This is a genomic window from Streptomyces sp. NPDC001315, assembly GCF_042896175.1.
In the GTDB taxonomy this organism is placed as follows: Bacteria; Actinomycetota; Actinomycetes; order Streptomycetales; family Streptomycetaceae; genus Streptomyces.
On record NZ_JBIAWZ010000008.1, the window covers coordinates 38,847 to 61,113 of the forward strand.

Annotated in this window: 16 protein-coding genes and 1 tRNA gene; 11 read left to right on the top strand and 6 right to left on the bottom strand. The window is 70.6% G+C overall.

Annotation, left to right across the window (positions count from 1 at the left end):
- Positions 1 to 165 precede the first annotated feature (165 nt).
- Together ACFY16_RS22815 and ACFY16_RS22820 are read left to right on the top strand one after the other, a co-directional pair.
- Positions 166 to 627: a DUF485 domain-containing protein gene (locus ACFY16_RS22815; protein ID WP_390648991.1), complete on the top strand. Its 462-nt coding sequence runs from the start codon at positions 166 to 168 to the stop codon at positions 625 to 627.
- Complete coding sequence (locus ACFY16_RS22820) at positions 624 to 2,234, top strand: cation acetate symporter (protein ID WP_390648992.1); 1,611 nt, start codon at positions 624 to 626, stop codon at positions 2,232 to 2,234. The genes ACFY16_RS22815 and ACFY16_RS22820 overlap by 4 nt, the downstream gene beginning before the upstream one ends.
- Positions 2,235 to 2,331: 97 nt before the next feature.
- Here the strand turns inward: ACFY16_RS22820 and ACFY16_RS22825 are convergent, their stop codons facing one another.
- The 3 genes from ACFY16_RS22825 to ACFY16_RS22835 all read right to left on the bottom strand — a co-directional run bounded on the left by ACFY16_RS22825 (position 2,332) and on the right by ACFY16_RS22835 (position 7,684).
- The gene (locus tag ACFY16_RS22825) at positions 2,332 to 3,219 is read right to left on the bottom strand and encodes a cellulose-binding protein (protein ID WP_390648993.1); all 888 of its coding nucleotides are present in this window, start codon (positions 3,217 to 3,219) and stop codon (positions 2,332 to 2,334) included.
- Between the two features lie 215 nt (positions 3,220 to 3,434).
- Positions 3,435 to 6,635, bottom strand: coding sequence for an SUKH-4 family immunity protein (locus ACFY16_RS22830; RefSeq protein WP_390648994.1), 3,201 nt, complete (start codon positions 6,633 to 6,635; stop codon positions 3,435 to 3,437).
- A gap of 8 nt (positions 6,636 to 6,643) precedes the next feature.
- Positions 6,644 to 7,684 carry an SMI1/KNR4 family protein gene (locus ACFY16_RS22835; RefSeq protein ID WP_390648995.1) on the bottom strand — a complete coding sequence of 347 codons (1,041 nt, stop codon included), beginning with the start codon at positions 7,682 to 7,684 and terminating at the stop codon, positions 6,644 to 6,646.
- Positions 7,685 to 7,985: 301 nt separating this feature from the next.
- On the opposite strand from ACFY16_RS22835, the gene ACFY16_RS22840 reads away from it, so the two are divergent.
- Together ACFY16_RS22840 and ACFY16_RS22845 are read left to right on the top strand one after the other, a co-directional pair.
- Positions 7,986 to 8,522 carry a YwqJ-related putative deaminase gene (locus ACFY16_RS22840; protein WP_390648996.1) on the top strand — a complete coding sequence of 179 codons (537 nt, stop codon included), beginning with the start codon at positions 7,986 to 7,988 and terminating at the stop codon, positions 8,520 to 8,522.
- A 45-nt stretch (positions 8,523 to 8,567) separates the two neighbouring features.
- Positions 8,568 to 9,062, top strand: coding sequence for an SUKH-3 domain-containing protein (locus tag ACFY16_RS22845; RefSeq protein WP_390649245.1), 495 nt, complete (start codon positions 8,568 to 8,570; stop codon positions 9,060 to 9,062).
- Positions 9,063 to 9,125: 63 nt separating this feature from the next.
- Here ACFY16_RS22845 and ACFY16_RS22850 read toward each other — a convergent pair whose 3' ends face one another.
- Positions 9,126 to 10,436 carry a sensor histidine kinase gene (locus ACFY16_RS22850; RefSeq protein ID WP_390648997.1) on the bottom strand — a complete coding sequence of 437 codons (1,311 nt, stop codon included), beginning with the start codon at positions 10,434 to 10,436 and terminating at the stop codon, positions 9,126 to 9,128.
- A 356-nt stretch (positions 10,437 to 10,792) separates the two neighbouring features.
- Between ACFY16_RS22850 and ACFY16_RS22855 the strand changes: the two genes are divergently transcribed.
- The 5 genes from ACFY16_RS22855 to pth all read left to right on the top strand — a co-directional run bounded on the left by ACFY16_RS22855 (position 10,793) and on the right by pth (position 15,083).
- A tRNA-Gln gene (locus tag ACFY16_RS22855) sits at positions 10,793 to 10,867 on the top strand.
- Positions 10,868 to 10,977: 110 nt separating this feature from the next.
- Complete coding sequence (gene glmU / locus ACFY16_RS22860; RefSeq protein ID WP_390648998.1) at positions 10,978 to 12,426, top strand: bifunctional UDP-N-acetylglucosamine diphosphorylase/glucosamine-1-phosphate N-acetyltransferase GlmU; 1,449 nt, start codon at positions 10,978 to 10,980, stop codon at positions 12,424 to 12,426.
- A gap of 134 nt (positions 12,427 to 12,560) precedes the next feature.
- Positions 12,561 to 13,535 carry a ribose-phosphate diphosphokinase gene (locus ACFY16_RS22865; protein WP_390648999.1) on the top strand — a complete coding sequence of 325 codons (975 nt, stop codon included), beginning with the start codon at positions 12,561 to 12,563 and terminating at the stop codon, positions 13,533 to 13,535.
- Positions 13,536 to 13,786: 251 nt separating this feature from the next.
- The gene (locus tag ACFY16_RS22870; RefSeq protein ID WP_390649000.1) at positions 13,787 to 14,383 is read left to right on the top strand and encodes a 50S ribosomal protein L25/general stress protein Ctc; all 597 of its coding nucleotides are present in this window, start codon (positions 13,787 to 13,789) and stop codon (positions 14,381 to 14,383) included.
- Between the two features lie 103 nt (positions 14,384 to 14,486).
- Positions 14,487 to 15,083, top strand: coding sequence for an aminoacyl-tRNA hydrolase (gene pth / locus ACFY16_RS22875; RefSeq protein WP_390649001.1), 597 nt, complete (start codon positions 14,487 to 14,489; stop codon positions 15,081 to 15,083).
- Between the two features lie 22 nt (positions 15,084 to 15,105).
- Here the strand turns inward: pth and ACFY16_RS22880 are convergent, their stop codons facing one another.
- On the bottom strand, positions 15,106 to 19,560 hold the full coding sequence (locus tag ACFY16_RS22880; RefSeq protein WP_390649002.1) for a caspase family protein: 4,455 nt from the start codon (positions 19,558 to 19,560) through the stop codon (positions 15,106 to 15,108).
- Entirely contained in the window at positions 19,557 to 20,786 is a 1,230-nt protein-coding gene (locus ACFY16_RS22885) for a hypothetical protein (protein ID WP_390649003.1), read from the bottom strand. Before ACFY16_RS22885 ends, ACFY16_RS22880 begins: the two co-directional genes overlap by 4 nt.
- Before the next feature lie 137 nt (positions 20,787 to 20,923).
- Here ACFY16_RS22885 and ACFY16_RS22890 point away from each other — a divergent pair, with 137 nt between their 5' ends.
- Positions 20,924 to 21,412, top strand: a complete 489-nt coding sequence (locus ACFY16_RS22890; protein ID WP_390649004.1) for a hypothetical protein — start codon at positions 20,924 to 20,926, stop codon at positions 21,410 to 21,412.
- Between the two features lie 138 nt (positions 21,413 to 21,550).
- Entirely contained in the window at positions 21,551 to 22,219 is a 669-nt protein-coding gene (locus tag ACFY16_RS22895; protein WP_390649005.1) for an LPXTG cell wall anchor domain-containing protein, read from the top strand.
- Positions 22,220 to 22,267 lie beyond the last annotated feature (48 nt).

A 22,267-nucleotide genomic window follows, 5' to 3' on the forward strand; every position in this document is an offset into this window, starting at 1 on the left:
GTTAATCCGGGTAACCCCCCAGGTCAGCGAAGCAAGCGCATACCGACCGATCAGTTTGGCGAAACGCTCGCGCAATCCCCGTACCGCCGAGTAGCGTGCGTGACCCGCACCCCCCATCTCCCTGCGGTCCGCCGCCACGGACCCGAGCCACGCAAGGAGCCCGGGATGACCCACGACCCGTTCTCGTCGTACCCCTACCCACACCCACACCCACACCCGTCCCCGCACGCGCGTCCACAGCACCAGCCGCCCCCTCCCGCCACCTACCCCTGGCAGCCGCCACCGGAGCCCGCCCCACGCCGCCGACCACGCCGCGAGGCGCTCGGACACCACAGCGACCTGCGGATCCTGCGCGGCGCCTACCGCCGGCAACGGCGCGTGGCCACGCTCACCGCACTCGGCTACTTCACGCTCTTCCTGCTGCTGTCCGCCCTGGCACCGTCGTTCATGACGAGCACGATGACCGACGGCCTGCCCGCGGGCCTGCTGCTCGCCCTGCTGCAACTCCCCGTCACCTGCCTGGCGATCGCGCTCTACGAACACACCGCCCGCCGCCATGTCGACCCCCTGGCGGACCGCATCCGCAAACTGGCCGAACTGGACGCCAAGCGGGGAGCCGGCCGATGACCGAGTTCAGCGGCAGCGCCCAGAACATGTCCCTGATCGCCTTCACGGCCGTAGCCACCATCACCCTGCTGCTGTGCGTGATGACCGGCCCGGACAACGACGACCTCGACGAGTTCTACACCGGCTACGGCTCCCTCTCCCCCATGCGCAACGGCCTCGCGATCGCCGGCGACTACATCTCCGCGGCGACCGTGCTGGGCACCGGCGGAGTGATCGCCCTGTGCGGCTACGACGGGATCGTGCTCGCGCTGAGTACGGCCCTGTCACTGATGCTGCTGATGTTCCTGCTGGCCGAACCCCTGCGCAACGCGGGCCGGTTCACCATGGGCGACGCGCTCGCCCGCCGGATGCCCGGACGGGCCGTACGGATGGCGGCGTGCGGGGTGACCCTCGCCGCGCTGCTGCCGATGATGCTGGTGCAGCTCGCCGGCACCGGCCAGCTGCTCGCCTTCATGCTCGGCTTCTCCGGCGACTCGCTGAAGACGGCCTGCGTCCTGGGACTGGGCGCGCTGATGATCAGCTACGCGGCGATCGGCGGCATGAAGGGCACCGCGCTGATCCAGATCCTGAAGATCGTGATGCTGCTCGGCTCGGGCGCCGTGGTGTCCGTACTGATCCTGCACCGCTTCGACTGGAACCCGGGAACCCTGTTCGACACGGCGGCGAAGCAGAGCGGGGTCGGCGCCGCCTTCCTGCACTCCGGGCTGGAGTTCTCGGGCGGCCCGTACCCCCGCCTTGACATGATCACGTCCCAGTTGTCGGTGGTACTGGGCTGCGCCTGCCTGCCCCACATCACCATGCGCATGTACACCGCCTCCAGCGCCCGCCAGGTGCGCCGTTCGATGTCGTGGGCGGTGTCGGGCGTGGCCCTGTTCGTCCTCGTCATCACCGTCGTCGGCTTCGGCGCGACCGCGCTGATCGGCCGGGCGGTGATCGCGCGGGCGGACCCGCAGGGCAACACGGCCTACCTGCTGGGCTCGCGCGCGGCCTTCGGCCCCGACGTCTCGACGGCGGAGACACTGCTGTTCACGACCGTCACCACGGCGATCTTCCTGACGGTGCTCGCCTCCGTCGCCGGGATGATCCTCGCCTGCGCCAACTCCCTCGCCCACGACGTGTTCGCCGCCCGCGTACGGGAGATGACACCCCGCCGCGAAATGCTGCTGGCCCGCGTATCGGCCCTGGCGGTCGGCGTCCCGGCGGTCCTGCTGGCCACCCAGGTCCAGCACCGCAGCCTCCAGCCGCTGGTCACCCTCTCCTTCTGCCTGGGCGCCTCGGCCATCGCCCCCGCCCTGGTCTACAGCCTCTTCTGGCGCCGCTACACCCGAACCGGCCTGCTGTGCACCCTCATCGGCGGCTCGCTCTCGGTCCTGCTGCTGATGCCCGGCACGAACCTGGTCTCGGGCTCGCCCGTATCCGCCTTCCCCGAGGCCGACTTCAACTGGCTTCCGTTCACCACGACCGGCCTGATCACCATCCCGCTGGGCTTCGCCCTCGGCTGGCTGGGCACGGTCGCCTCGGGCCGCCGGCAGGCGGAGGAGCAGCGCCGGCAGTACGAGGCGGTGGAGGGCTGGATTCTGGCGGGGGCGGTGCGCAGGAACGGGTGAGGGGGAGGCGAGGTGAGGGAGCGAGCCCGTGGTGAGGGGCTGAGGTGAGCGCGTGAGGTGAGGGTGTGGATCCTCGGTCGGGGCAGGGACTTCGGCGCTATTCCACCGAAGCCCGGCCGGTCAGGTCGGCGAGGCTGCTGCGTACATGGTCCAGCTGGGCGCGTACGTCGTCCCACCGCTCCCCGTGCTCGCGCAGCACCTGTTCCGTCTCCCGCGCGATCCGGTCCGCGTGCGCCTGGGCCTGAACCAGCAACTCCGCCGCGCGCGCCTGCGCGTCCTCCTGTCGGCCGTGCACCGACTGCCCGCCGTCGGCGAGCGCCTGCTTCGCCTCGGTGAGGGCGGCCTCGGCGCGCGCGACCAGGTGGGCGTGGTGCGCGTCGAGCGCGTCCGCGCGTTCTACCGCCTCACGCTCCGCCTCGGCCCATCGCTCGGCGTGCTCCTTCGCCTGTTCGGCGAGCATCCCGGAGGTGCGCTGGCGCATCTCGCGCAGTGCGGACAGGACCTCGCCGCGGGACTCCTTCACCTCACGCCGGGCGGTGATCCGGATCTCGTCGACTTCGGCGCGTGCCGCGAGCAGCCGCTGGCGGGCGCGTTCTTCGGCTTCCGCCCGGAGCTCGTCCGCGTATTCCTGCGCCGCCCGGCGCACGCCCAGGGCATGCGCTTCGGCGTGCGCGAGGTGCTGCTGCGCTTCGCTCCGGGCGCGCTCCCGCACGGCCGCCGCCTCTTCCTGCGCGAGCTGGAACAGGCGCCGGGCGCGCTCCCCCAGCGCTTCGTACGTCTGTGGAGCGAGCCGCGCGAGCGTCTCGCGCACCCCGGCCGCCTCCGCCTCCATCTCCTTGGCGAGCACAGTGAGTCGGGCGGCACGTTCCCAGGCGGCGTCGCGGTCGAGCGAGAGCTCGGCCGCGTACACGTCGACCTGTACGGGGCGGTAGCCGCGCCCCCGGACGGTCACAAAGCCGTGCGGCGACACCGATGCGCTGCTCATCCTGGGAGCCCCTCTCCACCAAGCACACACGGAATGATGATTTCGCGCATATCTTGATGTACCGGGCGCAAGTGTTCATAACGCGACACTCCGCAGACACGTCACGGCGGGAAAGGGTTCACAGTCGAAAGGGTCGACCCCGGTCAATGAACCGGGGCCGACCCTTTGAAGCACTTAATCCGTTTTTCTTCTTCATCTGTTGCTTTTCGGGTTGCTCAGAGCAGGCCGTCCCACATCTGCTCCAGCAGCACCGACCACCAGCTCTCGGGCGAACCGAGCGCCGCCGGGTCCAGCGAGGCCAGCTGGGCCTGGAAGTCGACGGTCCAGCGGCCCGCCTGCTCCTGGTTCAGGCCGAACCGCAGCCGCCACATCCGGCCGAGCAGCGCCAGACAGCGCGCGAACTCGGGCAGCCCGGTGTTCACGAACTGCGGCGGCACCGGCACACCGCCCGGCCCCGCCTCCACGGGCACGGCGACGATGTTCGCCGTGCCGTACTGCACACAGATCGCCTTGCCGAAGTCGCTGCCCATCACCAGGTACGAGCCCGCGTCCGGCGCCGGCTGCACACCGCGCTCCTGCGCCAGCTCCGCCAGCGTCGGCACCGGTCGGCCCGGCTGGGCCTGCGCCCAGAAGAACGGGCCCATGTCCGACGGCAGACCCGCCACCACCAGCGTGTGCGCCACGACCGGCGGCACGCCCTGCCGGGACACCGCGGCCTGCTCGAACCGGAACACCCCCGGCCCGAACGCCGCCGCCAACTCCTGCGCGATCCCCTCCGGCGGGATCGGCGGCACCGCCTGCACCGGCGGCAACGGAGCACGTACCGGCGCCGGGCGCGCGGGACCGTCCGCCACCTGATGCAACTCGCCCTGGTGCGCCAGCAACTGCTGCATGCCCTGCTGCCGGCTCGCATGATCCGTGCCGTACGGCGCGATGCTCGCGATCCGCGCCTGCGGCCACTGCTCCCGGATCATCCGCGCGCAGTACGCACCCGGCAGCTCGCACGACTCCAGCTCCGTGTGCAGCTCCAGCACCTGGCTCGGCGGCACGTTCATGCCTCGCAGCTCGTGGAAGATCTGCCACTCGGGGTGGGGCGTACCCGGCGCCGAACGCCGGATCAGCTGCTGCTCGGAACCGTCCTGCGCGCGGTAGCGCAGCACGGCCTGATAGCCCGGTCCGACCGTCGGCTGGCCGGCGACCGGCTGCACCGGCTGACCGGGAGGCGGCGGCATCGCTCCAGGCGGCACGGCGCCAGGCGGCACGGCGCCGGGCGGCATCGCTGCGGGCGGCACCACGCCAGGCGGCATCGGCTGGGGAGCGCCCGGAGCCATACCGGGGGCGCCCGGAACACCGGGGGCACCGGGAGCCTGCGGCGGAGGGAACGAGCCGGGAGCACCGGGAGCCTGCGGGGGCGGGAACGAGCCGGGAGCACCGGGAGCCTGCGGGGGCGGGAACGAGCCGGGGGCGCCAGGGGCCTGCGGGGGCGGGAACGAGCCGGGGGCACCCACTGGGGGCGCGGCCAGCACGGTCTCGGCGTGATGCACAGCACCACGCGCGCCCCCTGAGGAGCCTTGCGCACCGGGGACGCCCGGGACGCCTGGGGCGCCCGGAGCCGCCGGTGCGCCGGGGCCGCCCGGCGCGCCCGGAAAACCTGGGGCGCCGGGAGCGCCGGGAGCACCAGGCAGGTTGGGCGCACCCGGAGCATGCGGCATGCCAGGGGCACCCGGAGGCTGCGGACCGCCCGCCGCACCAGGAGCCTCGGGCCCGTCGGGGCCGAGCGCCGACACCAGCTGCGTAGGCACGTAGCCGCCGGCAGGCGTCCCCGGCGCACCGGGCACACCGGGCGCGGGCGGCGCGGGAGGAGGCATGCTGCCCGGCCGCGCACCCGGCACCCCCGGAACGCCCGGCGGAGGCGGCGGCGCGCCCGCGCCCCGCGCGCGACGCGGCGGTGCCGCCTTGCTGGTCGCGGCGTCGGCGATGTCCCCGGCGTTCGGCGGAAGCTGCCGTCCCGGCGACCCCGGACCGGCCGGCGGCTGGGGCGAGCCCTGCGGATAACCGTAGGAGGACGCACCCGGCGCGGGCACGCCCTGCGGGCCACCCGGCGGCGGACCAGCCGGGGCACCCGGAGCACCGGGCCCCTGCGGGTACCCGTACAACGGAGCACCGGGCGGCGGAGGCGGCGTACCCCCCGGCACAGAACCCGGCGGCGGCGGCGGCGTACCCCCCGGCACCGGCCCCGGCACCGGAGCACCTGGACGAGGCGTGCCCGGAACGGGCGGCTGACCCTGCGGATACCCATACGACACAGCACCCGGCGGCGGAGGCGGCGTACCCCCCGGCACAGAACCCGGCGCGGACGCGTCCGGAGCGGCCGGAGCGGCCGGAGCACCCGACCCCTGCGGGTACCCGTACGCCGCACCCGGACCACCCGGCGCGGGCGCTCCCGGGGCCGGCGGCCGCCCCTGCGGATACCCGTACGTCGCACCCCGACCACCCGGCGCAGGCGGCGGACCGCCCGGCGTACCAGGGGGCCCCGGCGTGAACGTGGCGTCGAGCGCCGGTGCCACCGCCGTCGGCGGGAGCTGGCTGCCTCCCGACATCAGCGCCGTCTCGGCGTCCGGCAGCGCCGCGGACGGCGTGCCGTCGTCGGCGTCACTCAGCGGCGGCGCGAACACGGTCGCGGGCAGCGGTACGGAACGATCGTCCCCGGAGTCCCCGTTGGTGTCCGTCCCCGCCCAGGGCGTCGCCCCCGCGGGCACACCCGGCGCCCCGGTACGCGCTCCCGCCCCGTCACCACTCCCCGCGCCCGCGGCAGGCCACGACACCCCACTACCGGACGCGCCGACCTGCGAGCCCTGCGAGCCCTGCGCACTCGCCCCACCCTGCGCCCCCGACAGACCGGACACACCGGACACGCCAGCAGATGCACCCGAAGCGCCCTGCGCACCCGATGCCGCATGCGCACCCGGCACCCCGGCATCCGCCTCAGGAAGCGAACCCCCACCCCCGGACACCGCACCCTCGCCCCGCCGGTCCGGAATGCCCAGCTTGTCCGCCGCCTCCTGCAACCACTCCGGCGGACTCAACAAGAACGACGTCTGATTCAGATCCACCCGCGCCGCAGGCGCCGGCACCGCGTCGGCCACCGCGTCCTCGGCACGGCCGTACTCCTCCTCGTACCGGCGGATCACCTCACCCACCGGCAGCGCGGGCCACAACGTGGCCTCCCCGCTGTCCCGCGCGATCACCAGCCGCTGCGCACCGCCGTCCGAACGCGGCCCGTCCGAACGATCCTCGGCCCACACCACGAACCCGAGCTCGAACTCCCGTACCCGCACCTCACGATGCTGGTACGCCGGAACATCCCCGTTGACCCACTCTTCAGCGCGCTCCTGCGCCTGCGCGTACGTCACCATCGCCGAAGTCACTCCCCCACCGAAGCCGCAGACCCTGACTGGGCGGCAGACGCAGAGGGACCCGCAGCCGCAGCGGACGCCACCGGCACCACACGCGCGAACCCGCCGTCCACCATCAGGTTCGCCACCGTCTCCAACTCCGGCGGATTACCCGCCAGCCGCGACAGAAAGACGTCGAAGTCCTCACCGCACGGCAGCAACAACCGCTCCACCCGCTCCACCGGCGCCCACGCCGGATCCACGTCCCGCACGTCGTCATACGCGCAGAACCACACCGAACCGATCCGGTCGCCCTTCACCTTCACGGCCAGCAACCCGCCCTGCACGAAACCGATCCCCAGGAAATCCTTGGTCAGATGGTCACGCAGGCACTTGTTCACATACACCAGGTCATTGACCGCCGCCTCGTCCCGCACCGTGAAGAACGGCTGGTCGATCAGCAGCCCCAACTCGGCATCCAGCGCGGCCCCCACGGGCGCACAACCACCCGCCGCCTTCAAGAACGACCGATACGCACCCGGCAGCCGGTACCCCAGGTCCTCCTCGACCCCCTGCACCTGCTCCTCCGACACCGCCACACCCGACTTCGGCAGCCCGAAGTGCGCGGGCCGCGTCTCCTGCAACGGCCGCGTCCCCCGCTTCCCGTGATCCACCGCCGACGTCGCGATCCCACCGTGATGCCGCAGCAACGCCTTCACCTCGACCGGAACCAACTCCAGCCGCCGCGAACCCACCACGTGATGCCACGTCCAGCCATGCGGAGTGGCCACCTCCGCCACCGTGTCCCACAACTCATGCCCCGACGCCGCCAACGCCGCGTTCGCCGACACGTAGTCCGTCAACCGCAACTCGTCGACCCCGAAACCCTCCGGCGGCTCCGCGATCTCCGCAACCGCACGCGCATACGGCGAGAAGTCCGGATAACCGTGCTCGTCGACCCGCACCCCTCTCGGGTGACGGGCAGCCCGAACCGGATCCGGAAAGTGCACGACCTGCCCGGCGTAGGCCGCGTTCGGCGGCGCGGCTTGCCCGAGCCGACCTGTCGTCATGGCGGTTGCCCCCTGCGGCACTCTGTACGACCCCCGGCGCCCGGTTCCGCATCCACTCCCCGGCACACCACGGCCCGTATCGGACTGTCTCCTACGGTCTCCCACGCGCGTTGACCGCGCGCAGCACGGTGCCGACAGCCTATGCGGTACGACGACACCGGTCACCGGGCCTCCACTTCCGTGACCAGCCGTCACCCCGCCGTGACAGCCCGCCCGAACCGGGCGTGTCGCACCGCCCCAGCTTCCGCACCCGCCACGCGATTTGGCACCCTGGGTCCGCCGGGGGGATGCTCGGGAGGGGATGACGATCATGAACGCGACGCAAACGGGACCGCACACCGGGCCCCGCACAGCCACATCCGGAGACCCCCGGGTCGGCTGGAGTGCCACCGAAACACCCCACGCCCCCACCCTCCGCCACCGCCGCGACGGCATACTCCCCACCATCGCCGCCGCCCTCTCCGTCCACGGCGCCACCCTCACCGGCACCGCCGCCCGCGGCGACCAGCCCCCCGCCCTGCACCCCCTCGTCCAGGACTTCCTCGACACCCTCAGCAGCGCCCAACGCGACCGCTTCACCGGCCGCTGCGCCGAAGCACTCCTCATCTCCCGCCACATCGCCGCCGCCGACGCCACCCGCAGCAAACGCGCCGCCCGCAAACCGATGACCAACGGCGAAGCCCGCAAAATCCTCAAACAGGCCAAACTCACCGCCCGCCGCATCCGCGAGGACGGCGACCCCCTCCACGGCAGCTTCGCCACCCCCTGCCGCGCCTGCACCGCCCTCAGCGCCCACTTCGGCGTACGCATCGTCGACCCCACGGCAACCGCCGACTGACCCCCCACCCCGCACCAACCCATGAACCCGACGAACGCAGGGCAGATGCACCCCGACCGCACCACGAGCACACGCTTCCCCGCACCCGTCGACGCCGCCCTGCGCGCCGCCGGCTGGCAACCCGGACGCTGGGACATCAGACAAGCCGAGATCTGGGCCGACACCCTGCGCGAACACACCTCACCCGCCGGACACCGCCACACCGTGTTCCCCGCCGCCGTCGAGGCCTGGGCCGAATTCGGCGGACTGCACATCACGCCCCCCGGCCCCGGCCGCCAGGTGGCCCCCGCCACCCTCCACCTCGACCCCCTGCACGGCCTCCACCTGGCCCGCACCCTCGGCGACCTCGGCCGCGCCCTCGACACCGAGGTCTGCCCCCTCGGCACCGAGACCGACACCCAGGCCGTCCTCACCATCGACACCGAAGGCCGCGTCTACACCCTCGACCACACCGGCGACTGGTACCTCGGCCCCGACATCGACCAGGCCCTCACCGCCCTCGTCTCCGGCATCGAACCCGTACGACTCACCGCCGGCTGAACAGCGCCCCACCGCCCACCGCACAACCCCGCGACCGCCGGCCGAACAGCCCCGCGACCGCGCCTACGACGCCGGAATCACCGCCGACACCCGAAAACCCCCCGCATCCGTCGGCCCCGACACGAACACACCCCCGAGCCCCGCCACCCGCTCCTTCATCCCCACCAGCCCATTGCCCCCCGAAGGCAACCGAGCCGACGACGCCGACGACACCTCCGGCGGCGGCTCGTTCTCCACCTGCATCGCGATCTCCGACAGCCGATGCGCCAACCGCACATACGTCTTCGCACCCGCCGCATGCTTGTGGACGTTCGTCAACGCCTCCTGCACCACGCGATACGCCGTCTGCTCGATCTCTGCGGCATACGACCGCGTCTCCCCCTCCACCGACAGATCCACGACCATCCCCGCAGCCGCCGACTGCCCCACCAACTCCGCCAACTCCGACAGACACGGCCCCTCACCCTCATCAGCCGCCCGCGAAGCCGCCGCCGCAGCAGCCACCCCCACCGCCACCAACGGCACCGACGACCGCTCCCGCCGCTCCGCCGCACCATCCCCACTGCGCAGCACCCCGAGCATCTCCCGCAGCTCGGTCAACGCCTGCCGCCCCATGTCCCCCACCAAAGCGGCATTCCGCACCGCCTTCTCGGGATCCTTCCGCGCCACCGCCTGAAGCGCCGCCGCATGCACCACCATCAGACTCACCCGATGCGCGACGACGTCATGCATCTCCCGCGCGATCCGCGTCCGCTCCTCGTTACGCGCCCACTCCGCCCGCTCCTCGGCCCGCTCGGCCAACAGCTGAAGCTCCCGCTCGAGACTGTCCGCCCGCTCCCGAAGACTCTCCATCAACCGCCGCCGCGCCCCCACGTACAGGCCCAGCAGAACAGGCGGCGCCGTCAGACCCAGCGACGTAGTGATCGAAGCGAACGGAATGAACCAGTCACCCAGCGCGAAATCCCCCCGCGCCATGTCCTGCCGCACCCGCACCAACATCACGATCAACATCCCCACCAGGGACATTCCCGCCAGCGACGCGATGATCCGCCGGGGCAGCTCCGACGCGGCCAGCGTGTACAGCCCCACGATGCCCATCAGGTAGCCCATCTGGGCCGGAGTGATCGCGATCGACACCAGCACGACAGCGATCGGCCACTTCCGCCGAATCAGCAGCACGGAGCCGGCCAGAACCCCGAAAACCACCCCCGCGGCCAACGGAATCCCCGCGTCCCGCCCGAACCGCACCCCTTCGAACGCACACTCCACCGCGGACACCGCCGCCAGCGCCCCGTCCAGCAGGGCACTACGCCACCTCACCCACCACCACGGCCCCGTGCGGGCCTCGGCGTGCTCTTCCCCCGTCGTGGTCATGGCTCCAGCCTACGGGCGGCGGGCCGGGCTTTTCCGGCGAGTTTCCGCGACCGGCCCACACCACACTCCGTAATCGAATAACAGCGAAACCCCCCGGTATCCCTCGAACTACTGAACCATCGACCGTTCGACCCCGGAGCCACACATTCCGCCCGGAGGGCACGCCTATGGCACATTCACATGCAAGTACGCGGACTTCGAGGGGCTTCGGGAGCGGGCGGTGGCGCTGCGGCGGGCGGGGCTCAGCCGACGCCAGATCCGCCGAGTTGTACCGTCGCACGGAAGGCGCCTGGTACGGCATAGTGTTGGGTGCCAACTCGACGACCTGACCGAATGTCCGGTTTAGTCGATATTGTTCCCCCGTGGTGTAATTGGCAGCACTGTGGCTTTTGGTGCCATCTGTCCGGGTTCGAGTCCTGGCGGGGGAGCCATGCTCGGTTCGGGCCCTGACCGCACAGTCAGGGCCCACTCTCATGTCCCCCACGAAACGCCCCGGTATCCTGCGGATGTCCCCACCCCTCCACAGCCGAAGGGCAACCCCGTGAGCGCCATCCGCCCGGCCGCCGTCGTCGTACTCGCAGCGGGTGAGGGCACCCGTATGAAGTCGTCCACACCCAAGGTCCTGCACGACATCTGCGGCCGCAGCCTCGTGGGCCACGTGCTGGCCGCAGCCAGTGAGTTGGACCCCAAGAACCTCGTCGTCGTGGTCGGTCACGCCCGCGAGAAGGTCACCGCGCATCTCGCCGAGATCGACCCCCAGGTCCGTACGGCCGTCCAGGAGCGGCAGAACGGCACCGGGCACGCCGTCCGCATGGCGTTGGAAGAGCTGGGCGGGACGGTGGACGGCACTGTCGTGGTCGTGTGCGGGGACACTCCCCTGCTCACCGGGGAGACCCTCAAGCGGCTCGCCGCGACGCACGCCAAGGACGGCAACGCCGTGACCGTGCTGACCGCGGAGGTGCCGGACGCCACGGGCTACGGCCGTATCGTGCGCGACGGTGCCTCGGGTGCCGTGACGGCGATCGTGGAGCACAAGGACGCCACCGAGTCGCAGCGCGCGATCCGTGAGATCAACTCGGGTGTCTTCGCGTTCGACGGTCAGCTCCTCTCCGACGCGCTGGGCAAGGTGCGTACGGACAACAGCCAGGGCGAGGAGTACCTGACGGACGTCCTCGGGATTCTGCGTGAGGCGGGTCACCGTGTCGGTGCCTCGGTGGCCGGGGATCACCGGGAGATCGCGGGTATCAACAACCGTGTGCAGCTCGCCGAGGCGCGTCGCATTCTCAACGACCGGTTGCTGACCGCCGCGATGCTCGGCGGGGTCACGGTGGTGGACCCGGCGACGACCTGGGTGGACGTGACCGTGACGTTCGGCCAGGACGTGATCGTGCATCCGGGGACGCAGCTGCAGGGTTCGACGCATCTCGCCGAGGGTTCGGAGGTCGGTCCGAACAGCCGGCTGAAGGACACGACGGTGGGTGCGGGCGCCCGGGTGGACAACACGGTCTCCGACGGGGCGACCGTCGGCCCGCAGGCGACCGTGGGGCCGTACGCCTATCTCCGTCCCGGTACGCGTCTTGGGCTTAAGTCCAAGATCGGTACGTACGTGGAGACGAAGAACGCGTCGATCGGCGAGGGGACGAAGGTGCCGCACCTGTCCTATGTCGGTGACGCGACGATCGGCGAGTACACGAACATCGGTGCCGCGAGTGTCTTCGTGAACTACGACGGCCAGGACAAGCACCACACGACGGTCGGCTCGCACTGCAAGACCGGTTCGGACAACATGTTTGTGGCTCCTGTCACGGTCGGGGACGGTGCCTACACCGCTGCCGGCTCCGTGATCACGAAGGATGTGCCGCCCGGTTCGCTGGCCGTGGCCCGTGGTCAGCAGCGGAATATCGAGGGTTGGGTGGCTCGTAAGCGTCCGGGCAGCGCGTCGGCGAAGGCGGCCGAGGGAGCTTCCCGACAGCCGGACGGCGAAGGCTGACCGGAAACGGGTACGTCTGGGACGGCGTACCGTGATAAGTGCACACCCGCACCCCACCAGCTGAGACGGCCGTTCTTAGTCAGCTGAGCAGGCCTCTCGACACCCAGCTGAGACACCTCTGAGGAGACAGTGCTGTGACCGGGATCAAGACGACCGGCGAGAAGAAGATGATGTTCTTCTCCGGCCGCGCCCACCCCGAGCTTGCCGAGGAGGTCGCCCAGCAGCTGGGTGTCGGGGTTGTCCCGACGAAGGCCTTCGACTTCGCGAACGGCGAGATCTACGTCCGCTACCAGGAGTCGGCGCGCGGCGCGGACTGCTTCGTGATCCAGAGCCACACGGCTCCGATCAACCAGTGGATCATGGAGCAGTTGATCATGATCGACGCGCTGAAGCGTGCGTCGGCTCGCTCCATCACCGTCATCGTGCCGTTCTACGGTTACGCGCGGCAGGACAAGAAGCACCGTGGTCGTGAACCGATCTCGGCGCGTCTGATCGCGGACCTGATGAAGACGGCGGGCGCCGACCGTCTCCTGACCGTGGATCTGCACACGGACCAGATCCAGGGCTTCTTCGACGGTCCCGTCGACCACCTGTTCGCGCTGCCGCTGCTCGCGGACTACGTGGCGCAGAAGGTGGACCGCAACAAGCTCACCGTCGTCTCGCCGGACGCCGGCCGGGTGCGGGTGGCCGACCGTTGGTGCGACCGGCTCGGCGCGCCGCTGGCCATCGTGCACAAGCGGCGTGACAAGGACGTGGCGAACCAGGTGACGGTGCACGAGGTCGTGGGTGAGGTCAAGGGCCGGGTGTGTGTCCTGGTCGACGACATGATCGACACCGGTGGGACGATCTGTGCCGCGGCGGACGCGCTGTTCGCGCACGGCGCGGAGGATGTCATCGTGACGGCGACGCACGGTGTGCTGTCGGGTCCGGCGGCGGACCGGCTGAAGAACTCGAAGGTCAGTGAGTTCGTGTTCACGAACACGCTTCCGACGCCGGGTGAGCTGGAGCTGGACAAGATCACGGTGCTGTCGATCGCGCCGACGATCGCGAGTGCGGTGCGTGAGGTGTTCGAGGACGGTTCGGTGACGAGCCTGTTCGACGAGCAGTAGGGGTCCGAGCGGTAGGGGTCCCAGCGGTAGGGGTCCCAGCGGTAGGGGTCCCAGCAGTAAGGATTCGGCACCGGAAGATCCTTTTGGGTGCGGCCTCCCTCTCCGAGTAGACTGTCGAAGTTGCTCGGCGAGGGAGGCCGTTCTCCGTTTGATACGGGGGATGCGGCTGTCCGTTATCGACGCGCTCTTCGTAGCAGGCCGTTCGTGGCCGGGTGACCACGTCCGTCTTCCAGTTACTACGAGGAGTGATCATGTCCGAGGTCAAGATCTCCGCCGAGACGCGCACCGAGTTCGGTAAGGGTGCCGCCCGTCGTATCCGCCGTGACAGCAAGGTTCCCGGTGTTCTGTACGGGCACGGTTCGGACCCGCTGCACCTGACCCTGCCGGGTCACGAGCTGCTGCTGGCGCTGCGTACGTCGAACGTCCTGATCTCCCTGGACATCGACGGCAAGACCAACGAGCTGGCGATCCCGAAGGCCGTCCAGCGTGACGCGATCAAGGGCTTCCTGGAGCACGTCGACCTGCAGCTCGTGAAGCGTGGCGAGAAGGTCACCGTCGAGATCCCGGTGCAGGCCGAGGGCGAGCTGGCCGCGGGTGGCAACCTGCTGGAGCACGTGCTGAACGCGCTGCCGGTCGAGGCCGAGGCCACGCACATCCCCGAGGCCGTCACGGTGTCGGTGGAGGGTCTGGAGGCCGGTGCCTCGGTCCTCGCCAAGGACATCACCCTGCCGTCCGGCGTGACGCTGGCCGTCGACGAGGACGCTGTCGTCCTTCAGGTGCTGGCCGCGCAGGCGGAGGAGGCGCCCGAGGGTGCCGAGGGTGAGGGCGAAGCGGCCGCCGAGGCCTGATCCTCGCCGTCGTCGTTTTCTCGTCAGCCGCTGTTCCCTTCAGGTTCTGAAATGGGGGCAGCGGCTGGCGCGTATCCAAAGGCATATCCAAGGAGACACGCACGTGACGACCGACGCCAACGCCCCGTGGCTGATTGTGGGGCTGGGCAATCCCGGGCCGGAGTACGCGATGAACCGGCACAACGTGGGGTTCATGGTGGCCGATCTGCTGGCCGAGCGGATCGGGGGGAGGTTCAAGCGGGCGAGCAAGGCGCAGGCGCAGGTCGTCGAGGGGCGGATCGGTCCGCCGGGGCCGGCGAACCGGCGGGTGATCCTGGCGAAGCCGATGTCGTTCATGAACCTGTCGGGTGGGCCGGTGAACGCGCTGCGGGACTTCTACAAGGTGCCGCCTGTGAACGTCGTGGCGGTTCATGACGAGCTGGACATCGACTACGGGGTGCTGCGGCTGAAGTTGGGCGGCGGGGACAACGGGCACAACGGGTTGAAGTCGATGACGAAGGCGATGGGTGCGGACTATCACCGGGTGCGGTTCGGGATCGGGCGGCCGCCGGGGCGGATGCAGGTCGCGGATTTCGTGCTGAAGGACTTCTCGTCGGCGGAGCGCAAGGAGCTGGACTTCTTCGTGGACCGGGCGGCGGACGCGGTGGAGTGTCTGGTGATCGAGGGGTTGGAGCGGGCGCAGGGGACGTACAACTCCTAGCCGTACGACGCGCCTCCCGGGTTCATGGCTGGCACTGGACTCGTTGGGTCAGGCGTTCGTGTTTGTCGGGCGCGTCGGGGTGTGCCGTGATCCATGCGGTGGCGAGGGTCTGGACGGTGTCGGCGTGGGCTGCGGCTTGCGGGTAGAGGGCGAGTCGGGACAGGACGCGCCAGGCCGGTTCGCTGAGTCCGTGGGGTGCCAGCCAGTCGAGGGCCTGACGGACCGTGCCGTCGTCGGGCATGTCGTCGACGGTCATGCGGTGCAGCAGAGGGCCGAAGACGTACGCGGCGTCCTGGAGGGCGGCGTGCCGTCTCAGCCAGTCGATGGCGTGGGTGAGGGCGGGGCCTTTCGTCTTCTCGGGCAGGTGCTCCAGTTCGAGGAGGTGGCACAGGATGTATGTGGCGTTGGGGCTCAGGCCGTGGGTGCGTAGCCACCGCAGTGTGCGGTACAGGACCCGCGGGTCGGGCTCCGCGGCGCTTCGCAGGCGGCTCAGCAGGGGGTTGAGGATCAGGGTGTCCTCTGGGTCGGGCCGGTCCGGGAGTGTGCTGAGTGCGTAGCGGCCGAGGTTTTTCTCCGTCTGCGGGGTCAGGGGTGGCAGCCGGTGGAGGTGGCGGAGGGGGTTGTCGTCGGCCGTGCCGGTCAGTCCGCGCTCGCGAAACCACTCGAGGGCGGCGGTGATGATGCGTTCGGCCTGTTCGGAGTTGGTGTGCTGGCCGAAGAGCAGCAGCAGTCGGATGAGGGTCTGCGCCTGGATGGGGGCGCCGCCGCTGTCGGTGCCGCGGTCGGTGGGGACGTCGCTGTCGGTGCTCTCGGGGTTCTCGGGGTCCCGGTCGTGTGCCTCGGGGTCCTTGAGCCAGTCGAGAACGAAGTCGACGGTTCCGGCTTTGATGGTGGCGCCGTCGATGCCTTCGACGGGCACGGTCCAGTAGAAGAACAGGTTGCGCAGGACGAAGAAGGCGTTCGGGGTGCGGCCGTGGGTGCGCAGCCACCGCAGGGCGAGGTCGGCGCCGAATGTCATGGCGGGGTCGGAGTCGTCGGTGAAGCGCGCGCGGTAGAGGTAGGGGGCGAGGACGAGGGAGGCGTCGAGATTCGTGCCGTTCGCGGTCAGCCAGGTGGTGGCGTGGTGCAGTGCGGCTCGTGAGACGCGGGTGGGGAGGGTGTTGGCGCGGATGAGTTCGCGGATGATGTGCCTGTGGTCGTCCCGCTGGTGCTCGGGGTCGGCGTCCAGGCGGTGCAGGGCGACGGTGGTGGCACGGTCCTTCTGGTCGTCGGTCAGCTTGTCCTCCCGGTCGAGGAGGGCGGTGAGCAGGACGCTGTTGTCGGCTGTGGTGCCGTAGGTTTCCAGCCAGTCGATGGCGTGGGCGGTGGCCTTGCGCAGGATGGTCTGTTCGTCGTGCTGGGTGGTGCTGAGGCCTCTCCAGCGCAGCATGTTGCGCAGGACGAAGTCGCCGTCGTGGTCGGTGGGGTTGCGGTCGAGCCAGGTGAGTGCGTGGTGTACGACGGAGTCGATGTCGGCCTGGTCGGCGCCCGGTCCGAGTTTGCGCAGCAGCAGGAACAGGGGCCCCAGGACGAAGCTTGCCTGTTGGGTGGTGCCATGGCGGGCGAGCCAGGCGAGGGCGTCCTTCACGGCCTGGTTGTCCATTTTGGTGGAGAAGCCGTTGCGGGTCAGGACGCCCTTGAGGACGAAGCCGGCGGCTTCCTTTCGGCGGTGGTATCCGAGCCAGGCGAGGGCGTAGCGGGCGATGTGCTCGACGAGGGAGGAACGGACCGGGGCTTCGGGTCGGCGGAGGGCGGCGGCGAGCATGAAGGTGGCGCGCTCGCGGGTGCCGTATTTGGTCAGCCAGTCGCGGGCGGCGGTGAAGAGGGTGCTCCACTGCTCCGGGTCCGTGGCGGTGGTGTCCGTGGTGCGGAGCAGGGTGGAGATGAGCCGTTCGGTTTCGAGGTCGGTGCGGAGCCGGTGGGCGAGGGTGATCGCGACGGGGGTGGCTTCGCGGGTGACGGCGGGGGTGTGGGCGCCGGGAGGCAGCAGGGTCTGCAGGGCGTAGCGGGCTTCGGGGGCGGTGCCGTGTGCGTCGAGCCAGCGGAGGGTGAGGGATTCGAGGTGGTCGGCGTGGTGGGTGGGGAGGTCGTCGGTGCGGCGCACGGTGTCGATGAGCTGGAGTGCGTCCAGGTCGGTGGTGACGTGTTGGTCCAGCCAGGTCAGGGCGTGGTCGATGAGGACGCCCGGGACCGGGTGGTGACTGTTGCGGATGGCGTCCGCGAGGAAGGCGCGTACGAGGGCGGGCTTGGTGGTGTGGGCGATCCAGGGGGCGGCGAGGGAGTCCCAGGTGTCGATGACTCCTTGTTGCCAGGGTGGGGCGGAGATCATCGAGACGAGGGTGCGCATCCCTTCGGCGGGGGTCGGCAGGAGCAGGGCGAGGACGTCCGCGGCCCGGGTGGCGAGCCATGCGCCGATGGTGGAGGTGAGCTTCTTCTGTACGCGGTCGTTGTGCTCGTGGGACCAGCGGGTGAGGTGGTTGACGGCTCGGCGGAAGGTGTGGGGGCTGCCGAGGAGTGCTTCGAGGAAGGAGCGCAGGACGGAGGTGTTGAGTGGGTCGTAGGGCGTGGGCAGGCAGCTTTGGTCGAGAAGTTTGTCGGTGACGATGTCGTGGATCGTGTCGACCGTGCCCGGTCCCTCGGCGGTGGGTACGAGCCAGCCGAGTGCTTCGAGGTTGTCGACGATGCTTTCGCCGCTGTGGTCGTGCGGGGGGCGGGTGGAGAGGTAGTGGTCGACGACTTCTTCGACGGTTGCGCGTTGTTGGGGGCAGGCGAGCACGGCGAGGGCACTGGCGTGCAGGACGGTGGAGTCCGAGGCGCCGCCGGCCGCTGATTCGATGTCCCTGCGGGTGCGGCGTACGAGCCAGTCGACGAGTTGGCCGGGGGCTGGTGCGGCGGGGTGTGTTCCGTTGGGTGCCTGGTCGACGCTGCCTTCGAGGGCGAGGGCGAACAGCAGGGCGAGGATGGGGCGGGTGCCGCAGATGGTGGCCATTTTGTCGGGTCCCCAGGCGGCAAGGGAGTTGGGGGCGACCGTCTCGAAGATGCTGGCGGCGATGGTGCGCTGGTGGGTTTCGCTCTGGGCGAGTTCGACCTCTTCGAAGAGGGTGAGGGAGCCGTGCTTGCGTACTTCGCCGACGGCACCGGGGCGGACCGAGGCGAGGCAGGCGATGCGGGCGCCTTCGCTGCGTTCGGCGTGCAGGAGATCGGCGAGTTCCCGCAGGTCGAGGCTGTCGTACTGGTCGAGGTAGTCGAGAAGGAGGAGCAGGCGCTGGTCGCCGCGGTCCTTGAGCTCTTCCTGGATCTCGGCGGCGAGTGTGCGCGCGGTCAGTCCGACGGCGCGGTCGACGTGGAGCACCTGCCATCCGCTGCGGTCGGCGAGGGCGGCGACTTCGATGCAGGTACGGGTCTTGCCGGCGCCGGCGATTCCGGTGAGCAGCACTCCGCAGCCGGGTGTGCCGAGACGGCCTCTTCGGGGATCGTCGAGGCGGGCCAGCAGGTTTTCGGGGCGGGCGGGGTGTTGGGGGTCCTCGGGGGCGATGTAGGGCAGTACCTCGTCCTTGAGGTAGGTGCCTCGGTCGCCGAGTCTGCGCAGGATCGCGTCCGAGGGGAGGAGCCAGGCGGGGCGGGTGCGGGACCGGTAGCCGGCGTGGTGGAGGAGGTCGCCGTCCCAGGTGCGGGCGTCGATCCAGGGGATCTGTCGCTCACCGTCGTCCGCCATGCGTTCACGGACGGTTTCGAGCAGTCGTCTGGGGTCCGGCGGCCAGGGGGTGTCGGTGGTCCGCAGTTCGGTGAGCAGGGCACGGGTGAACACGCCGCCCTGTTCGTCACCTTGGGCGAGGTCTCCGTCCTGGGTGGCGTGGAGGACGAGCAGGCGGGTGTCGGTCGTGGCGGGCGGTCGGGTGGGGAGCTGGGTCTGTGCGAACGCCTCGAGTGTCTCCACGTGGTTGCGGCAGGCGTCGAGGCAGAGGACCTTGTGGGGGATGCGCTGGTACGGCGGGCTGTGGAGCAGGGCGTTCTGGAGGTTGTCCGTGCACAGGGCGACCTCCTTGTAGGGTTCGCCGCCGGCGTGGATGAGGAGTTGCCGCGGGGTGCCGGAGGTGATCGCGCCGTGCCCGCTCCAGGCGAACCAGAGCAGGTCGCCCTCCCAGTCGGGCAGTTCGTCGACGAGGATCCGCTTCACCACGTCGTGGGTGGCGTCGTGCAGGGTGAGGCCGAGGTGTCGGGCGGTCGTCCGGGTGTGTTCGCGGTTGTGGTCCAGGGGGGAGACGCACAGCCGGATGTTGTCGGGGGGTACGCCGTTGTCGCGGAGCCACTGCGCGTGGGCGAGGGCGTCCCGGGCGGGTCCGGGGAGGTCGTGGAACGGGCCTTGGTCGTAGCGTTCGACGCCGACGAGGATCGCCCGGGTCCGCTCCGGGGTGACGCCCGAAAGCTCTGTGCTCATGCGCCGCCCAGAAGGATGCGTGCGAGGAGGTTTTGGAAGTCGGGGTTGGTGAAGTAGGCGTTGTGGGCGACGGGGAAGGGTTCTCCGCTGTTGAGTTCCACGTCGTCGACGCGGTCGGGGAAGACGGGTTCGGCGGTGAAGCCGAGCAGGTCGCGTTTGTCGTAGACGTTGGTCCAGCCGGGGAAGTGTTCGGGCAGCGGCGTTCCGGGTTCGAGGCTGGGCAGGGCGCCGAGCTCGTGGAGGTGCGCGGCCTGGGTGCCGACGGTGACCAGGTGGTGCACGCCGGGGAGTTCCTCCTCGATCAGCAGGTCCACGGCGACGATGCCGCCGAGGCTGTGGGCGAGCAGGACGACGGGGCCGTGGGCCTGGTTGAGCTGTGTGATGCGGTCCTTGAGGAGGGTGCGCAGCTGCCGTCCCCGGGCGAGGTACTTGAGGGTGTCGCCCAGTTTCGGGTGGGCGCCCGTCATGAGGTCGGCGCGGTTCTTGTCGAGCCTGCGCATCACGCCGAACCGGCGGGCGGTCCACAAGGAGGCACGCAGTACGGCGCGGTCCATCTTGCCGCGGGCGGTGCCGCCGAGCGCGTGGGTGAGGAGGCGGACGGCCTCGTCGCGTTGCGCGGTGCTCCACAGCACCGGGGTGCCGCGGCGCTGGGTGCCGCCGAGGAGGTGGGCGACGATCGCGGTGGCGAGGGCGCCGGGAAGTTCGCCGGGGCCCAGGCCGTGGGTGAGGGCGTCGTGGCCTTCGGTGCTTTCGAGGACGGAGGTGAGGGAGGCGGTGAACTCCTGCCTGACCCGGGGCTCCGCCAGGAGCTGGTCGAGTTCGTCGGGCAGGGTGGTGGCGAGGTTTCGGGCGCGGGCGGTGACCTGGGGTCCGGAGCGGTCGGCGACGATGCCGGTGAAGGCCGCGGCGGGGTCGGGGCGCCGGCGCAGCACGGACAGCGGGTCCTCGTAGAGCAGGCCCCATTGGAGGGCGGTGTTGTCGTCGGGGTCGAGTTCGCTCGTCGTGACCGTGTCCGCACCGGTTTCCGGCTCGGGTTCGGCGGGGGCGGTGCCGGGCAGCGCGGCCGTGCCCACGCCGTCGGGGACGCCGAAGGCGTCGCCCCAGTAGCACTCGTGCACGGGGACTTCTCGGGCGAGGCCGCCCATGGTGTCCCGCAGCAGCGTCATGGTCTCGTCGCAGGCGGTCCGGCGGACGCCTGTTCCGTGGACGAAAAGCAGTGCCCTCACGTTCTCCCCCGTTCACGGTGTTGGAGTGCCGCCGGTTCTCACCGTCCGTTCATTTTATGGAAGTTGTGGGGCGCCGTTTAAGTTCCCGCAGAGACGAACATTGACGTGGTGTGACCTCATGGCCAAGGATCGCGGCCATGCCCTCTGCCGTCGTTTCCACTCAAGGTGCCCAGGCCGCGCTGCGGTTCGGGCGGTTCGCGGCGATGGGTACGGTCGCGGTGCTGATCCTGATCGCGGGGGTGTGGGCGTCCTGGGGGACGGCGCAGCACGTGATGCTGACGAAGGGCCGGGAGAGCGGCACGATCCGGGTGACCAGTTGCGGTTCGGACACGTGCAGCGGGCCGTACACGCCCCGGTCGGCCGGGTCGACGGCCCGTACGACGGTGGTGATCGAGAAGACGGTCGCGGTGCGCAAGGGGCAGACGTACACCGTGGTGGTGAAGCCGGGCGGTGACGAGGTGGTCCGCTCGGGGCCGGCCGGGGTGCTGTACGCGTGGGTTCCGCTGGGCGGGGCGCTGCTGCTCGCCTCGGTGGTGGTCGCGGGCGGGCTGCGGCGGACACGGATCGCGTGGGTGATGGCGGGGGCGGGGACTGTGCTGCTGACGGCGGCATTCGTGGCGGTCTGACCCGTTGGGACGGCTTCCGACTCTGTGCAGGATCGGTGTGTTGCCTGTTCGTGATTGACCTGGTGGCGGGCGAGGCCTGATGCTGAGCCGCCCCCTCCACATCTTCCCGCTCGCAACACGAAGATGGACTACTGCCACATGCGTACCCTCACCCGCGCCGGCGCCGTGTGCGCCGTCGCCTCGGCCGCGCTGCTCGCGGCCCCCGCCGCCCACGCCACCGCCCCCGGTGACAACGGGACGGTGAAGATCCATGACGCCGCCACCGGCGAGGAGCTCCGCAAGAACGAGCCGCACGTCTGCACCTTCTATCTCGACGCCTTCGGTTTTGACGCCGTCCAGCAGGTCGACTGGCACATCGAGGCCTGGGCCCCGACCGCCGACGTCAAGGGCGAGACGGTGAAGTCGGGCGCGATCACCCTGGACGGCGACGGTCACGGCCGTACGGACGATCTGTCGCTGCCCGACGGGCACTACAAGCTGTTCTGGAACTTCGAGGGCGAGAAGGGCGCCGCCAAGCAGAAGGTGTTCTGGACGGACTGCGAGGACGAGGGCGAGGGCGAGCCGGGTGGCGGGACGACCGCCACTCCGGGTGCGTCGGCGTCGGCCTCTCCCTCGACGTCCGCGTCACAGGCCGCGCCGGAGGCCGGGTCCTCCTCCGGCGGCTCCGAGGCCTCCCCCTCCGCGCAGGGCGCCGGCGGCGACCTCGCCGAGACCGGCAACGGTGCCCCGGTCGGCCTGCTGGGCGGCCTGGCGGCCGCGCTGGTCGCGGCCGGCGGTTACCTGATGTTCCGTCGCCGTAAGGCCTGATCGCGTACATGACGGTGCCCCCGAACCTCCACGAGGCTCGGGGGCACC

Excerpts from the sequence above, each read along its gene's own strand:
- ACFY16_RS22820 (WP_390648992.1), top strand. The coding sequence starts at position 624 with ATGACCGAGTTCAGCGGCAGCGCCCAGAACATGTCCCTGATCGCCTTC.
- ACFY16_RS22840 (WP_390648996.1), top strand. The coding sequence starts at position 7,986 with ATGACGATCATGAACGCGACGCAAACGGGACCGCACACCGGGCCCCGC.
- ACFY16_RS22890 (WP_390649004.1), top strand. The coding sequence starts at position 20,924 with ATGCCCTCTGCCGTCGTTTCCACTCAAGGTGCCCAGGCCGCGCTGCGG.
- ACFY16_RS22815 (WP_390648991.1), top strand. The coding sequence starts at position 166 with ATGACCCACGACCCGTTCTCGTCGTACCCCTACCCACACCCACACCCA.
- ACFY16_RS22825 (WP_390648993.1), bottom strand. The coding sequence starts at position 3,219 with ATGAGCAGCGCATCGGTGTCGCCGCACGGCTTTGTGACCGTCCGGGGG.
- ACFY16_RS22895 (WP_390649005.1), top strand. The coding sequence starts at position 21,551 with ATGCGTACCCTCACCCGCGCCGGCGCCGTGTGCGCCGTCGCCTCGGCC.
- ACFY16_RS22870 (WP_390649000.1), top strand. The coding sequence starts at position 13,787 with ATGTCCGAGGTCAAGATCTCCGCCGAGACGCGCACCGAGTTCGGTAAG.
- ACFY16_RS22880 (WP_390649002.1), bottom strand. The coding sequence starts at position 19,560 with ATGAGCACAGAGCTTTCGGGCGTCACCCCGGAGCGGACCCGGGCGATC.
- ACFY16_RS22845 (WP_390649245.1), top strand. The coding sequence starts at position 8,568 with ATGCACCCCGACCGCACCACGAGCACACGCTTCCCCGCACCCGTCGAC.
- ACFY16_RS22835 (WP_390648995.1), bottom strand. The coding sequence starts at position 7,684 with ATGACGACAGGTCGGCTCGGGCAAGCCGCGCCGCCGAACGCGGCCTAC.
- ACFY16_RS22850 (WP_390648997.1), bottom strand. The coding sequence starts at position 10,436 with ATGACCACGACGGGGGAAGAGCACGCCGAGGCCCGCACGGGGCCGTGG.
- ACFY16_RS22830 (WP_390648994.1), bottom strand. The coding sequence starts at position 6,635 with ATGGTGACGTACGCGCAGGCGCAGGAGCGCGCTGAAGAGTGGGTCAAC.